At 49.8% G+C, this 14,358-nt stretch carries 20 protein-coding genes; 2 read left to right on the top strand and 18 right to left on the bottom strand.

The features are described 5' to 3' along the window. Positions 1 to 405: 405 nt before the first annotated feature. From DXC57_RS13470 to DXC57_RS13435, 8 genes are all read right to left on the bottom strand, one after another. The gene (locus DXC57_RS13470) at positions 406 to 828 is read right to left on the bottom strand and encodes a sigma-70 family RNA polymerase sigma factor (RefSeq protein WP_182457315.1); all 423 of its coding nucleotides are present in this window, start codon (positions 826 to 828) and stop codon (positions 406 to 408) included. A 439-nt stretch (positions 829 to 1,267) separates the two neighbouring features. Continuing rightward, positions 1,268 to 1,729: a hypothetical protein gene (locus tag DXC57_RS13465; RefSeq protein ID WP_118626713.1), complete on the bottom strand. Its 462-nt coding sequence runs from the start codon at positions 1,727 to 1,729 to the stop codon at positions 1,268 to 1,270. 5 nt (positions 1,730 to 1,734) lie between these two features. Beyond that, complete coding sequence (locus DXC57_RS13460) at positions 1,735 to 2,550, bottom strand: ABC transporter permease (RefSeq protein ID WP_118626710.1); 816 nt, start codon at positions 2,548 to 2,550, stop codon at positions 1,735 to 1,737. Between the two features lie 12 nt (positions 2,551 to 2,562). Next, positions 2,563 to 3,357, bottom strand: coding sequence for an ABC transporter permease (locus DXC57_RS13455; protein WP_118626711.1), 795 nt, complete (start codon positions 3,355 to 3,357; stop codon positions 2,563 to 2,565). Further along, positions 3,350 to 4,276 (bottom strand): ABC transporter ATP-binding protein, encoded by a 927-nt coding sequence (locus DXC57_RS13450; RefSeq protein WP_007860248.1) that lies wholly within the window; start codon positions 4,274 to 4,276, stop codon positions 3,350 to 3,352. Before DXC57_RS13450 ends, DXC57_RS13455 begins: the two co-directional genes overlap by 8 nt. A gap of 134 nt (positions 4,277 to 4,410) precedes the next feature. Further along, on the bottom strand, positions 4,411 to 5,328 hold the full coding sequence (locus DXC57_RS13445) for a HAMP domain-containing sensor histidine kinase (RefSeq protein ID WP_118626712.1): 918 nt from the start codon (positions 5,326 to 5,328) through the stop codon (positions 4,411 to 4,413). A gap of 5 nt (positions 5,329 to 5,333) precedes the next feature. Then, positions 5,334 to 6,026, bottom strand: coding sequence for a response regulator transcription factor (locus DXC57_RS13440; protein WP_117802754.1), 693 nt, complete (start codon positions 6,024 to 6,026; stop codon positions 5,334 to 5,336). Beyond that, positions 6,019 to 6,207 carry a helix-turn-helix domain-containing protein gene (locus tag DXC57_RS13435; protein ID WP_097780854.1) on the bottom strand — a complete coding sequence of 63 codons (189 nt, stop codon included), beginning with the start codon at positions 6,205 to 6,207 and terminating at the stop codon, positions 6,019 to 6,021. The genes DXC57_RS13440 and DXC57_RS13435 overlap by 8 nt, the downstream gene beginning before the upstream one ends. 147 nt (positions 6,208 to 6,354) lie before the next feature. On the opposite strand from DXC57_RS13435, the gene DXC57_RS13430 reads away from it, so the two are divergent. Beyond that, complete coding sequence (locus DXC57_RS13430) at positions 6,355 to 6,720, top strand: helix-turn-helix transcriptional regulator (protein WP_004064252.1); 366 nt, start codon at positions 6,355 to 6,357, stop codon at positions 6,718 to 6,720. A 169-nt stretch (positions 6,721 to 6,889) separates the two neighbouring features. Here DXC57_RS13430 and DXC57_RS13425 read toward each other — a convergent pair whose 3' ends face one another. Beyond that, a complete protein-coding gene (locus DXC57_RS13425) occupies positions 6,890 to 8,305 on the bottom strand; it encodes a relaxase/mobilization nuclease domain-containing protein (RefSeq protein WP_118653080.1) in 1,416 nt (471 codons plus the stop codon). A gap of 79 nt (positions 8,306 to 8,384) precedes the next feature. Beyond that, positions 8,385 to 8,675 carry a CD1845 family protein gene (locus tag DXC57_RS13420; protein WP_005927606.1) on the bottom strand — a complete coding sequence of 97 codons (291 nt, stop codon included), beginning with the start codon at positions 8,673 to 8,675 and terminating at the stop codon, positions 8,385 to 8,387. A 188-nt stretch (positions 8,676 to 8,863) separates the two neighbouring features. Between DXC57_RS13420 and DXC57_RS13415 the strand changes: the two genes are divergently transcribed. Continuing rightward, a complete protein-coding gene (locus DXC57_RS13415; RefSeq protein WP_015553877.1) occupies positions 8,864 to 9,691 on the top strand; it encodes a hypothetical protein in 828 nt (275 codons plus the stop codon). A 47-nt stretch (positions 9,692 to 9,738) separates the two neighbouring features. Here DXC57_RS13415 and mobC read toward each other — a convergent pair whose 3' ends face one another. The 8 genes from mobC to DXC57_RS13375 form a co-directional block, all read right to left on the bottom strand. After that, positions 9,739 to 10,080, bottom strand: coding sequence for a plasmid mobilization relaxosome protein MobC (gene mobC / locus DXC57_RS13410; protein WP_012741672.1), 342 nt, complete (start codon positions 10,078 to 10,080; stop codon positions 9,739 to 9,741). After that, the gene (locus DXC57_RS13405; protein ID WP_003500078.1) at positions 10,080 to 10,262 is read right to left on the bottom strand and encodes a DUF4316 domain-containing protein; all 183 of its coding nucleotides are present in this window, start codon (positions 10,260 to 10,262) and stop codon (positions 10,080 to 10,082) included. The genes mobC and DXC57_RS13405 overlap by 1 nt, the downstream gene beginning before the upstream one ends. A gap of 12 nt (positions 10,263 to 10,274) precedes the next feature. Continuing rightward, positions 10,275 to 10,865 carry a hypothetical protein gene (locus tag DXC57_RS13400; protein ID WP_243101484.1) on the bottom strand — a complete coding sequence of 197 codons (591 nt, stop codon included), beginning with the start codon at positions 10,863 to 10,865 and terminating at the stop codon, positions 10,275 to 10,277. Between the two features lie 132 nt (positions 10,866 to 10,997). Next, on the bottom strand, positions 10,998 to 11,399 hold the full coding sequence (locus tag DXC57_RS13395; RefSeq protein WP_025543447.1) for a cysteine-rich VLP domain-containing protein: 402 nt from the start codon (positions 11,397 to 11,399) through the stop codon (positions 10,998 to 11,000). Next, on the bottom strand, positions 11,400 to 11,597 hold the full coding sequence (locus DXC57_RS13390; protein ID WP_036626666.1) for a hypothetical protein: 198 nt from the start codon (positions 11,595 to 11,597) through the stop codon (positions 11,400 to 11,402). It lies immediately after the preceding gene. Further along, positions 11,594 to 12,241 (bottom strand): DUF4366 domain-containing protein, encoded by a 648-nt coding sequence (locus tag DXC57_RS13385; protein WP_118653076.1) that lies wholly within the window; start codon positions 12,239 to 12,241, stop codon positions 11,594 to 11,596. Before DXC57_RS13385 ends, DXC57_RS13390 begins: the two co-directional genes overlap by 4 nt. Then, positions 12,228 to 12,494, bottom strand: coding sequence for a DUF4315 family protein (locus DXC57_RS13380; RefSeq protein ID WP_005927622.1), 267 nt, complete (start codon positions 12,492 to 12,494; stop codon positions 12,228 to 12,230). Before DXC57_RS13380 ends, DXC57_RS13385 begins: the two co-directional genes overlap by 14 nt. A gap of 22 nt (positions 12,495 to 12,516) precedes the next feature. Further along, complete coding sequence (locus DXC57_RS13375; RefSeq protein WP_118653074.1) at positions 12,517 to 14,184, bottom strand: CD1108 family mobile element protein; 1,668 nt, start codon at positions 14,182 to 14,184, stop codon at positions 12,517 to 12,519. Positions 14,185 to 14,358: the final 174 nt, after the last annotated feature.

Genomic DNA, 14,358 nt, shown 5'->3' with positions numbered 1-14,358 from the left:
GACACACCGGACGGACATAGGCTTCATGCCCCATAGTATTTCAACTCTCCCCATTCTGATGGCAAGGCGTTCTCATTGCCTGCGACGGCTCACGGCTTGCAAGGCCGCTTCAACGCTCGGACTGTGACTAAACGCAAGTATCCGGGTTCTGCGCCTGTTCCGGTGGAGTCAGCCTTGCCCCACCTATGGCATGGACCTGTTCGCTCGCTCAGTTTTACAAAGACTGTATTCTTTGAAATCCGAGGTCATGGCGGGTCTGTCACACAGCGCGTTCCCCTTCGTATCCGGGTGTCTTTTTATTCAATTTTCAATCTGCATGAGGCTTGTCTGAACCTCTGGCCATTGTGACCCGAAGTGTTTTGCCTCTCATAAACCATTTCATTTTCCGGCCTAAATCGGTACGCCTTACAAAGAATTTTTCAAAATTTTTTCTAAGCGCCGCAGACCTCGCTCGATTGCGACACGAACCACTTTTTCATGGACGCCCTCTGCCCGGGCAATGTCCTGTTTGGTCATGCCGAGAATGAAATGAGCGTAAATCCGTTTTGCCTGTTTGTCCGGCAGACTGGCAATCGCTGCGTGAAGCTCCTGCATGGTCACTTTCCGTTCATACAGTTCATGGGGAGATAAGGCAACAAAGACAGCTTCATGCTCCAGTCCGTCATTCCGATCAAGGGAATAGTAGGCTTTGTGGCGGTATGTACGCAGCCGGTAGGCAGCCTCTCTACGATCAAACTCTTTGAACATTTCTGCAACTTCTTCCGATACTTCCATGAAGCAATCCGATGTATAGAATGGGTAATAGTCCCGCAAATTGATAATAGCCATATTGACCTCCGTTTCGGTTGTTAGTTGACGAGTGACCGAAACGAAGGCGGCGGGGAGCGACACAGGGGAATGACTTCGGGCCAACATGGCCCGAAGCGGCCCCATAAGAACGCAAAAGCGCCCGGGCGGCATGAAGCCACACGGACGCATGAAGTTACATATTCATTTATGTGTTGTCTAATTTCATATTCATAACCAGACTGTCCCGGAGGGGGAGCTACGCTTTTTTTAACTGGTGCAGATCATGGATACTGCGAAAAAGAGAAAAGGACACGGCAAAATAACCTCCAATCGGCTACCGTGTCCCTGCAAGTCGTCATTGGTTTGTGTAGACGCAAAGAAACGGCGGCTCTGAAAATCAAAGCCGCCGCTTCATAGGCGCGTGAAAATGTGTCTGCTCTACGACGGCTTTTTTCTTTTGCCGTCGTCCGGCAGAATGTTATTCAATATTTAATTCAATGCTTCCTGTGAAATTCTCACATTCAATGCCGATATAATTTCCACCATCAGGAAGTGTAATTGTGTCACTATAAGTTCCGGTTGCTTCAATCAAAGTGACTGCTTCATCAGATCCAGAAATCCAGAATACTTTTGCAGTACCTTCCGTAATCTCCAAGGTGCAATCAATGGATAGCTCCTTACCGGATTCTCTCTTTATGGAAGTTCCTCCGAACAAATACTCTGTATCTGAAAAATCCTCATAGTTGGCTGTATAGCTTCCTGTATAATCATCAATTCCTTTTTCTTTCGTACCTTGTAAGGATGAATTTCCGGTAAGCGCTATGGAACCAGCAGACTGAACAATATTGTTATACTGATCGAGAAATTCGTCTTTTGTACAACCTGAAAGCACAGAAGCACCCAATAGTATCAGGCATAATGATAAAACTATTTTCTTCACAGCTATCACCTTCCTTTCCTGCGTACAGCACGCTTTCCTTTTCCCTTGGCATTTGCCTGTTTACGGGATTTCATTTCTTTTTTGTTACTGGACATCAGTAACAACAGCACAGCCCAGAGACCCATGATGCCAACCCCAATGACCGCCAACAAGGGGGTTGCGGATGTGGTTGTTCCGGCATATTCACTCATGTCAAATCCCACTAAAATCAGCGCAGCAGAGAACGGATAGATGCTGGCAAGGATACCACTTTTGAAAAACAACATGCTGTATCCAAGGAAGAACGCCAGAATGGAACCGCCCAGATATGCCCCTCGGATCTGCCCAAAAATCAGGATCAGCGGCATACAGACCAAATAGGTCGTCAGAGCCGCTAACACGATCTGCGTACCTCCATGAAAAAACACTTCCGCTGTCAGTCCCGATAATCCAACCGTCAATCCAGTAATCAAGGTAATGCCAACGCTGTATATTCCCAGCAGAACTGCAAGCATACCGACTAAAAGTAACTTAGCTCCCAACATTTTCGGCATAGAAACAGGAATTGTCATGATGTTTTTCAGTGTATCATGAGTGGATTCTCTGTCTATAAGCCATCCTCCGATCATTACCAGTGAAATTGGAAGGAATATCTGAGTGTTTCCCCAAACAACATTTTCAAATAGTGCAGAAAAATCATAATTTGGATTTCGGTACTCTGCCTCCATAATCAACTGACTTCCATACTGAACCAAAGGACAGAGTGCAAGCGCCACCAGCCCTACCAAAAGAATCTGGCACCGGCGCAGTTTCAGTAATTCCGATTTTAATAAGTTCCACATAGTCACACCCCCTTAGATTTCCTGTCGCCGGTAAACAAATGCAATCAGCGCAAGAAATACAATGGCTTCCACAATAATCACACCGAATACCTGAACACCATTCAGAAAATACGGACTGACCCGTTCCAACAAATCTGCTAACTCCGCACTGGTCTGGCTTTGGTCATAAAATTGGAATGTCCAGCGGAAGGCCAGCGGCCCCGGAAACAGGGTTCCTATGTTCAAACCAAAAGGCTGTGTGAGAAACATATCGTTCGTGGAAAGGATAGAATTCGCAATCGTATAGAAAAAGGTAATCACGACAGACACGATATAGTTTTTATTAAGAAGAACAACGAGCAGAATACAGGGAAGTGCGCCCACCCACATAATCAGCCCTTCTTCAATTCCAACGCCAAACAAGGTCCAAAACCCAACCGGTTCCCAACCCTGAAACAACAAAACCACAAGATTTACCAATCCTCCAACTGCCATAAAGCCAACGGCAAACAACAGTAAAACCAGCATCTTGGACAGCACCAGCTTGGTTCTATTTACCGGTACGGTAACAAGGTTTTTCAGTGTGTCATTATCAAGTTCCTCAAACAACAGATTCGAAGCCAGTATCACAAGAAGCGGCATCAAAAGCAAATATGCACTAAGCTGGAATAGGCTGGACATCACTCCATTTACAGCATCCACATCAGTGTTTACATCTGCCAGAAAGAAAGCATAAGCCAATGGCATAAAAACAGAAAGCAGTAGGGAAATAAATACCAATGGCTTCCGTTTTAATTTCAAAAATTCGCATTTGATTAGTTTAAGCAATTCCTTCTCCCCCTGTCACACGCTTGAAGTAATCTTCAAGACTTTCTTCACAAGTATGCGCCTCCGATACCTCCAATCCGTTTTCTACAAAGGCAGTTACAATTTTCCCCACAGGCAGATCAAGGTTGTGCAGGCGCAGATTGTGGTCGTCCTGTATGGAGAAATGGTTTTCATGGAAATTGCGTTCCAAAATTCTTGCCGCCTGTGCAGTATCAGAGAGCGTAAAACGGATATGCTTACTGCTTTTTTGCTCCAGCTCAGCAAGGCTTTCTTCTTCCAGCAACGCGCCGTGGTCGATAATTCCAATATCGTCAGCCAGCAAAGAAATCTCCGAAAGAATGTGACTGGAAATCAAAATAGTTTTTCCTCTTGCGTCGCAAAGCTCCCGAATAAAGGAGCGTACTTCTGCAATACCGATGGGATCGAGGCCGTTGATCGGCTCATCCAAAATCAAAAGCTCCGGATCGTGCATAACGGCAAGGGCGATGGCAAGCCGCTGCTTCATACCAAGAGAATACTGTGAAAAGAGCTTTTTATCTTTGTAGGGCAGTCCTACCAGATCCAGAGCATCTTTGATAGCATGATTGTTTGGTACGCCCCGCAGAGTAGCAAAGATACGCAGGTTCTCTGTGCCGGTCAGATTGGGATAAAAACCAGGGGACTCAATCAAACTGCCAATGCGGGGCAGCAACTTCTTTTCATTTCCTTGCAAAGACTTTCCCCAGATTTTGACCTCACCGGAAGTAGGCTTCGTTAAACCCAACAGCATTTTCATGGTAGTGGTTTTTCCGGCTCCGTTTCTACCCAACAGACCATAAATTCTCCCACGCTTGACATGGATATTTAAGTCAGCCACACTCTTTTGTGAGCCGTATTGCTTCGTCAGATTTTTTGTTTCAATGATATAATTTGTATCCATATTCAAAACCTCCTGTTCTGTAAGGTATTCTATCATGCCAACCTTGCATTAACCTTGCCGCAACCTTGCATTAACCTTGCAATTTGAAATCCAGTAAAATGACAAAGGCTCCCGCCATAAAGACGGGAACCCGCTTAACTCTCCAAAGGAAAAAGCAACATAAATTCAGTTCCTTTTCCCGGCAAACTTTCAACTGTTATACTCCCACCCATCTTTTCTACAAGCTGATGGACAATAGAAAGACCAAGTCCGCTGCCTTTTTCGGAGCGTCCTTTATCACACTTATAAAGCCGTTCAAATATGTGTTTCAAATCTTCCTTCTCAATTCCCACTCCATTATCCGCCAGCAGCAGCTTCATGTTATTTTCCTTCTTTGATAGGACAATTTTGATTTTGTCTGCATGGCTGTGAGCAATTACATTTTGAATGAGATTGTTGACGATCCTCATATAGCTGTCCATATCCAATCTTACCCGGACAGGCTGTTCGGGAATATCAATGTCATAATCAACCTGTTTATCCTCAAAAATCGGTATCCAGTCAATCAGGATATTTCTTGTCAGCTCTGCGGCCTCAACGCTCTGGATTTCTAAAGCAAACTCGTTGGAATTTAACTTGAACCAGTCAAAGAGCACATCAATATATTCTTTCAGATCATGGGCTTTCCGGCGGGCGGTTTCAATATAATCATCCCGGTCTTTTCCTGTGACCAGTCCTTTGTGTGCAGCGTCAAGATACCCAATCAGAGTAGTAAGGGGCGTTCGCACGTCATGGGAAAGGCTCGTCATAAGTTGGCGGTTGGTTTCTTCTGTCTGCCGTACAGTTGAAAGTCTGCTTTCATAGGCCACAACGATCTCGTTGATTTCATAGGCAAGAGGTGCTGTCAGTTCATTTGTTGCAGATAGAATACGCCGGTTGCCATTTCCGTTTTTCACATCAACCAGCACATCGGTCATTTCTGCTATTTGTTTTTTTACACGCCGAACGAGAACGATGGAAGTCAATACAGCCACAACAGCAATCACAATGGACAAGAATACGATAATTTCCATGCTGACTACACCTCCTTATTAAACCGGTAGCCAATCCCTTTGACCGTTTGTATATACTTTGGGCTTGAAGGATTGACTTCTAATTTTTTACGAAGTCGGCTGATAATCGCCATAATGTTACTGTCATCATAGAAATATTCTTCACCCCATACTTCCTCATAAATCTGCTGTTTGGTCAAAATTTTTCCTTGATGCTTTGCACAGTACAGGAGCAAATCAAATTCCTTTGGCGGAAGTTCAAAAGTGCCGTTTGCCGTCGTAACAGAACGATTTTCAAGGTCAATTTGCAATCCATCAAAATCCAGTTTTTGCACAGCTCCGGCTTGATGATTAAAACGGGTGTAGCGGCGAATGAGGGACGCAATACGGGCAATCAGTTCGTCCATATCAAATGGTTTTGTCAGATAATCGTCCGCCCCGGCTCGTAAGCCCCGTACTTTAGAAATGCTGTCATTTTTAGATGTGAACATCAAAATCGGCAGACTGTTCTCTTTGCGGATTTCTTCCAGCGTTTCAAAGCCATCCATACCAGGCATCATCACATCCAGCACCACAAGCTGATACTCCTGCTCTCTTAATTTTTGTAAGCCCTCTTTTCCGGTATTACAAAAATCAGCTTCTATGTTTTCTGCTTGTACGCTACGTTTAATCAAAGCGCACAGTTCTCTGTCATCATCTATAATCAAAATTTTATTCATGGCGCAGTTCCTTTCCTTGTTTTGTCCGGCCATCAATCGGCTTCTCCACAGTTTTAGGGAGTAGCCAAACACCGGCCATTTTCACAGCGCCGGGGATACGCCCTCCGGCGCAATAATAATTTACCCTACGAGGTGTCACGCCCCACTTTTCGGCGGCCTCTTTCAATGTCATATAGTCCATTTCGCACCTCCACAGGATATATTATAGTTCTCTACCTCGAATAATACAAGTTAGAGCCTACATGGATGCGAAACAAAATACTACTTAATGTAAAATCTCATTACATTCTCATAATTCAACCCGAAATGTAGAATGATATAGGGTGATATGAGAATGAACCAAGATGAAAGAAGGTTTGACTTTCACGGCCTCGGGGCAGCTCTCAAACGAGCCAGAGAAGAAAAGGGCTGGACACAAGCCTATGTTGCGGAATTAGTAGACCGTGACTCCCGTACCATTATGAATATTGAGAACAAAGGTCAGTATCCCAGCTTCGACCTTTTTGTTAAACTCATTACTATGTTTGACGTTTCAGTTGACCAGTTTATTCATGCGGACGGAGGGGCAAGGTCAAGCTCTTGTAGAAAGCACATTGATGTACTTCTAAACTCCATGAATGAAAAAGAGCTTGTCGTGATAGAAGCCACAGCCGAAGGCATTAAGAAAGCCAGGGAAACGGAGGTTCCAGAATAAGGGCCTCTGTTTTTTTGCGTCATTTTAGGGGCTGTCGCTAAGTGGCAAGCAATGCCTCTGTGGCCACAAGTGGCACAAAGGCGGCTTGTTGGGGCTCGCCCCAAACCCGTATCTTCGGGCCAACATGGCCCGAAGTGTCAGCGTCGCTTTGCTCCTTATTTTCATAACCTTAACGCTCCTTTTCCTGCTTTCTTCCCGGCTCGGTGTAGCCCATCAGAGTGTCAATGTTCGCCTTGATCGTGACGATCTCCTGCATATCCCGTCGTGCCTTCTGGTATTCTCCATAGAGCTGTTTTTTCTTTGCTGTGAGCTTGCGGCCTTCCTCCTTCAGCACATCCATTTTAGGGAGCTTCGCCCCGCCCAGCAGAGAGCGCATTTCCGCTTGTGCAGCCCGGTACAGTTCAAGGTCGGCCTCATGCTCCGCAAGGAATTTCCGGCTGTACTTCGTCGCCTTATACTGCTCAAAGACTGGGCGGGTTTTGGCATACTGAACCGTTGCGGCCTTTAGCCCGGCATTGGTTTTCATGGCCTGCTCCGTCTGCTTGACCTGTTCGGAAATAACATGGAAACGGTCTGCCGCCTCGGTGGCTTTCTTCACCAACTGCTCATAATCGGTCAGGTTATTGTCCTGTATATAGGCAAGAGCGGCAGCCATCTGCTTAATGTTAAATACCTTCGCCCAGCGTTCATATCCCGGCCCCTTACCGGCAGCCAGCTTTGCTTGAATATCCACCGCCAGACTGATTTTCCGCTCCGAGCGCCCGGGGCGTTTTTCTTTGCCCTCAATGGCGGACAGAACATCTTGCAAGTCGTAGCCGTCCCCCAGCGTGGAGGCACGCAGACGGGTGAAGCGTTCCTGTCCCTGCCCGGTCAGCCGGAAGCTGATACCGCCGCCCCGAACCGTCTTGACCTCATACCCGGCCCGCTTCATCAAATTGAGAAATTCGTCCAAATCAGCGGGGCGTTCCGCCAACGCAGTATCAATGGCAAGGCGCAGCCTGTCCTGATAGGAAAGCGGCCCTTTCCGGTCTTTCTGCCACTCTCCATAGTTCCGATACTTGCCCTTGCTCCGGGGCTTCGGGTTCTCCACGATGGATAGCCCGTTTTCAAGGCACAGCCTGTCAGAGAGCCGCCGAAGGGCGAAGCTGGAGCCCCAAAAATTTCGGAATTTCCGGGTGCAGTCAAGGGTGGTGGAGTTGTAATAAATGTGACAATGGATGTGCTGCTTATCGGTGTGCGTGGTAACGATAAAAGCGTGCCGCCCCTTTGTCCAGCGCATAGCCAGCTCATAGCCGATACGGTTCGCCTCCTTCGGGGTGATCTCGCCCGGATAGAAGGATTGTCGTATCTGATAGCACAGCACATTATTTTCTTTCTTCTGTTCCCGGCCCGTCATAGCGGCATAGCTGGCCTTTGCCAAAAGGAACTCGTCCGCCACGGTGGCCGGATCACATTCATAAGCGGAGATATACTTTCCGCTTTCTGTTTTCTCCGGGTCCTTGCCATAGTCCAGACAATCCCGGATAGCCTCAGCAATCGTTTCGCCTTCGCCCGCATGGCGCTGTAACAAAGTTGTGGTAGCCAAAAATCATTCCTCCTTTCCATGAGAAAGGGGCGGCCCATTCAGACCGCCCCGACTTCGGGCCAGTATGGCCCGAGGCTGCTTAACTTGCCAGAAACCGGTACAGAGCGGATTTGCCTCCGTCCAGCGCCCAAAGAAGGGAGCCCGCCGCCGCTTGCAGTCCATACGGCGAAAGAAGGAAGGCAAGAAACAGAAATACAATCCCGCCTATGGGCGTCGGCGTGAAAAAGAGAGCGACACCCAGCACCGTCAGGATCACAGAGGCAATCGTCAGCAGGACGGCACAAATATCAAATAGGAACACCAGCAGAGCCGCCAGAAGGGACAACGCTAAAGCAAAGGGAGCAACCAATATTTTCAGCAGTATCTTCATCTTCAAAACCTCCTTTATCTATCCTTCCTACCTCTATTTTATCATGCCTGCCCGGGGACATAAATGTTGCGAAAGATTAGTAAATCCTGTCCTAAAACTTCGGGTCATGCTGGCCCGAAGCTTGATGGTTTTATCTAAAAAGTTATGATATAATGAAATCAATATTTTGGTTAGACGAGGTGATGAACATGGGGAACAGCAGAGACGACTTTACTTCAGCAACAAAGGAATTACTGGCAAATCGGGTTGGTAGAAGATGTAGTAATCCTGCTTGCCGAAAGTTGACTTGTGGGGCAAATACCAATCCTGAAAAAATTACAAATATAGGGGTAGCAGCTCATATCTGTGCAGCGGCTCAAGGCGGTCCACGCTATGACGCTTCTATGACACCCGAAGAAAGAAAGTCGTTTGAAAATGGAATTTGGTTATGCCAGTCTTGTTCTAAATTGATTGATACGGATATTACTCGTTATCCTAAAGAACTGCTACAAAGTTGGAAGCAGCTTGCAGAACAGACAGCAATTTTGGAAGTCGAAACTACTTCTTCCACACCTGCCTTTGAAAAAGATAAAGAGCTTGTCCAATTTTATTTGGAGTGCTTTGATCGTCCAGCCTTTCAAGATGACATTTATCAAGAAGGTCGAATGGAGGATTTTGATAAAGCGATTGAAGATACGCTAATTGCCTTGAATACAGGGGTACTAAGAACTCGTGATGGCTCCATATTAAAACAGGCTGATGGAAAATCTTCTGTCCAAAACTCTTTATGGAGAGAAAAACTCTATACTATCACTGATATGCTAACAGCAATTCGCAGACGATTGAAAATAGCCAAAAAGGAAAAAGCCTATTCGACATATGGCACAGGCGAAGATGTCGCTTATTGTTTCTATGATCGTGAGCTTGCTGAATGGCTTAATTCTACACGAGAAGAAATACTAAAAATTCTATCGTCTATTTGTAAAGAGGCTGGACTTCGGGAATTACATTTTCGGAAACATAGATATAGATGGTAAAAAGAACAAGGCGGCAGGTCCCAACATCGGAACCTGCCGCCCTCGTCTTACTTTGCCACCAGCTCGGAAAGCTCCCGCAGCACCTTTGACACCTCGCCCCACAGTTTTTCATAGTCCCGCTTCAATCCGTCGATTTCCTCCGGGTACACGCCATAGGTATGTGCGTGTATGGCAACCTGATTGAGATTGTTAGAACAGCGCCGTTGCAGAGAGATCAACTCTTTTACAGGTGCAAGGTCGATGTGCAGGATATATCCATTCAGAGCCATTTTCCGCACATAAGCCCCGGCGTTGGAAATGCCCGCCTCAGCCATCCGTTCATGGATGGCTGCCAGCTCGTCCGGCGTTACCATAACGTGCAGATGGACATTCCGCTTGCGGTTCTCCATCAGCGTTCCAACTCCCGGCCTTTCCGGCGCTCTTTGGGCTCCTTTACCTTATCAAGCGGTTTTGCGTCCAACTCCGGGGGCGTGGGTGGGATAGGCGTGTTGTTGGGTACGCCGTCGATCATGTTGCAGTTCTGCTCCGTGGAGAGCTCGGCGGTTTTCAGATAGTTGTCTTTTTCGTGCATGGCGATCCTCCTTTATCGTTCCTCATGGTTTTTATGGCTCCGCTTCTGGCCGGGCTCCTTCGGGGGTTCCTGCCCTCTGGTTCCTTCTTTGAGCCGGGCGGTAATGGATGGGCGCACCCGGTCAGGATTGCCCGGTGCTGGTTTCAGTTCATAATCCTCCATCTGCTTTTCGGTCAGCGGCTTTGCGTAGGTCAGTTCGCCCCATGCCATCAGCCTGCCGTCTGCCACAGGACGCCGCCTGTCGTCATCGTAGTTGACGATGGAAAGAGGCTGGTTATCCGGCGGCTTCGGGTAGGTGCCTATGTCCACGGGTCGCTGGGTGGAATAATAGCGGTAAACGCCCTCCGGTCCCAGCTCGGTATGCTTGACCGCCGCATGGTAAAGCTGCTGATAGTCGTCCACCCGGCGGTCAAAGTCCCTCTGCGCCCACGCCTGACTGGTTCCATAGCGGCCCCAGTAGTAATCCCGATGGCCGTTTTCCCCCTCGGTAAACTGCCAGGTCACAAAGGGGCTCGGCGCTCCCGGATTATGCCCCAGCGCAAAGCTGTGTCCGGTTTCAAAGGTGGCAGCTTTCAAAATCACATATCCTTGTACTGTCTCCAAGAGATCCCTCCTTTCTGTGCCTCGGGTCAACATGACCCGAAGTGCTGGATGTTACGAAATAAGAGGGCAGACCGGGGAGAAATGTAATAAGATATTCCCACCCCGGAAACACCCTCAAAAAAGCCCGGAATGTCAAGCCTTTGGAGGCGACAAATCGTAACAGCCGCCCGGCCTTTTCTCCCGCATTTTCCTCATGCGTTCCCGGCTTTTCCGACGGTTTCCTTCGGCCTTGCAGACGTCGGAGCAGTAGGCTTGACGCCCCTCGGGCAAAAACGCCTTTCCGCAGACCGCACAGGCCCGCAGTTCCGGGGAGATGCCTTCCGTTGTCAGCGCCGCTTGAAGCTCCGGGTCAAGGGGCAGGACAGCCTCACGGAAGTAACGGCAGTACGCCCCTGTCCAGCACTTGTGCAGCATATAACAGGCACAGTCCAGAGGAAGGCACAGGCCGCTTTCCCTGTCATAGTTGGCACACATCCCCGTGACCAGAGAACGGATTTTCTTCTTCTCGTCACGGGTCAGCTCCCGGGCGTCCATTTAAGACTTCGGGCCACAATGGCCCGAAGGGCGGGGCTCCACGATCAGCGCCCGGAATTTCTTCCGGCACTGTTTTTTCTTTCCTTTGCACTCCTTGTAGTAACGGCATCCCTTACAAGGGTTGTCATTGTCCCAGCCAGGGTGCGGTACTTCCTTCATCATTCGTTCAAAAGGGCTGCTTGTAAAATTCATTCTCATTCCTCCGTATCTTCCTCCCACGGCGGGGTATCTTCGTCCTCGGGTTCCTCTGCGATCTCCTCCAGCTCCCCGTCCTCATATTCGCAGTAATCATCTTCCAAATCCGGGGCCTCATGCTTCGGCTTGTAAATCTTGAAATAGTAACCAATCCCACCGCCGGCCAGCACCACCGCACCGATCAGGAGCAGAGAGAGAAGGGGGCTGTCCTTTTTCTCCGGCTCGGGTTCCGGTACTTCCTCCACCGGTTCGGTGGGCTTTGGCTCTGGCTCCGGGGTCACTTCTTTGGGCGGTTCCTTACCCTGTTCGGCAAGAGGCAGAAGGTCGTCTGTGGTAACGGTATTGAGGAAATAGACGTTCTCGCTGGTTTTCTGTTTGTCGATCACCAGATAAAACACGCTCTCGTCTGCTGTGGTGATGGTGTAGAACTCCTTTCCATCCTCGTCGGTGGCGTTGTCCACCACGGTTCCCGTCCCGTCCGGGGTAAAGGGGTTCTGGGTTTCCGGCTCTGCTTCGGTTTCTGCCAGGGAGGGAGCTGTCTCCGGCTGCGGCTCGCTGCTCTGTGCATAAGCCGGGACTGTAAAGATCAGGCAACACAAAAGGCTGGCAGCCATCGCCGCCAGCCTGCGGTATTTAATTTTCTTCATGGGCTGTGTCCTCCTTTTCGGGTGCCTCCGGCTTCGGGTCAGTATGACCCGAAGCGGTAAGGCTGTTTTTGGGGTCGTTCAAAAAAGCCATAAGCTGGGCGGGCGTCAGTTTGAGGGAGCGCACCGCCTGCACGATCTGGCTGTTTTCTTCCTCCTGTTTCTGCTTTTCCAGCTCCCGGATTTTGGCCTGCCACTCGGCAGCCTTCTCCCGGGCTTTTTCCAGTTCCTTATCGAGCTTGTCGATCTTGTTCATGCAAGGACTCCTTTCCTCTGGCTCACAAACGCCCGAAGGCATAGAAATGTGTCTGCCAGTAGCTTGAATTGATGTTTGCGTATTGGATGGGCGAACCACAATGAAGCATCATCCCGTCGCCCACATAAATCCCCACATGGGACACAGGGCCGGGGCTGTCATAGGTTCCCGTGAAAAAGATAATATCGCCGGGCTTTGCCTCGGAGGGGGAAATGATAGCACACTGGTTGTAAATGCCCTGCGCCGTGGTACGGGGCAGGTTGTGGACGCCGCTGGCCGTGTACACCCAGCAGACAAAGCCCGAACAGTCAAAGGAGGTGGACGGGCTGGAGCCGCCCCACACATAGGGCCAGCCGATGTACTTTGTGGCTTCTTCCATGAGCGCCGCAAAAGCCGGGTCATCCAGCGCCTCGCCGGGTATCTCATAGCTGGGGCCGGTATCTTCGCCGCCGTTGTAAATCCCTTCCCACAGATAGGGTTTGTTGCCTTTGAGCTGCTGCATAACGGTGTAGATTTCCCGCTGCTGTTCGTTAAGCCTCGGCAGGATCACGGCGGGCAGCGTCTTGTTTGTGAGGGTCACATTGAGAATGTAATACTCATAGGGGACTTCCTCGGTGGTGGTTTCCCCGGTCTCCGGGTCGGTGCTGGTTTCGGTGCGGTAGCGTATCTCGACTTTCTCCGTCAAGGTCAGCTCATACTGTGCCTCGAAGATCTCCCGCAGTTCGTCCTGCACCTGTTCCCGGAAATACACATGGTACTTTGCCGAGAGATAGGACGCCAGCTCATAGGGGTTATGGCCGATCTCGTCCACGGAATAGCGGTACTCGTCATAGCCGGGATGGGTGCTTTCGATGTTCGCTACCGTCTGCGCCAGCTCGTTTTCCAGTGCCGTGTAGTCCTCGTCCACGCCCAGCAGGTCCGTATCCTCCGAGGCGTAGGAGGTGCCGGATAACGCATTGGCAAGGCCGCTGCCAAGCGTGGGAAAGATAGAGCTTACCGCCGACACAAGAAAACAGAGCAGCAACAGCAGGAGCAGGACCAGCACCGCCACGGGATGACGGGTCACAAACTGCGCCGCCCGACGGGTCGCAGTTCCCGAAGCGGCAGCGGTTTTCTTTGCGGCCTTTGCGCCCTGTTTTGCAGCCGCCTTTGCTTCTTTGGAATACCGGCGTTTCAGTTTCCATTTCTGCTGCACACGGGAAAGCGGATTGCTGGCAAGTTCCGGGTGCTCGGAGGCCATCTTTTGAAAATCCACATTGGCCCGGGCTTTTATGTCCTTCCGTTCCCACTTTGCCACCTTCCGGGCTGGGTGTTCCCGCCAGCGGCGTTTGGCATAGCGGGTCAGTTTCCGGGCTCCGGCCTCTGCGGCCAGCTCGGATTTATGCGCTCCTTCCACGCCCACATTTTCATGTTCGACTTCGTTGATTTTGTTGTGGAGATAAAACCATGCCTCGGTGCGGGCTCCCCGGACAGCTTTCTTTGCAAGCCCCGGTGGCTTCTGCGCCGCCCGTTTCGCCTCGACCTTATCCAGCTTCTCCCGGGCCTTTCCCAGCTTTTCCCCGGCGCGCTCCGCTTTTGCCTGTGCTTTCTGGTACTTGTCCTTTTTGCTCCCGGCCTTCTCGGCGGAGCCCTCCGGCTCCTGTGCCTTGCCGGTATCCTGCGGCCCGCCCGCTTCATCTTCCTGCCTCATGCGGTCAGAGGGACGGCTTTTCCGGCTGTCCTCTTGAAACTTACCGCTTTTGGACTTCGGGCCATTGTGGCCCGAAGGACTGTCCTGCCCGGTATCCTCGTCCTTAAACCGCAGGCGTCGGGATGGTGCGGGGGAAGACCCTTCCCGTTCAGCCGGTCCGGGGCGATTGCTCCC

This window comes from Clostridium sp. TF06-15AC (genome assembly GCF_003481165.1).
GTDB lineage: Bacteria > Bacillota > Clostridia > Lachnospirales > Lachnospiraceae > Otoolea > Otoolea fessa.
This window is presented reverse-complemented; position numbering and strand designations above follow the sequence as displayed.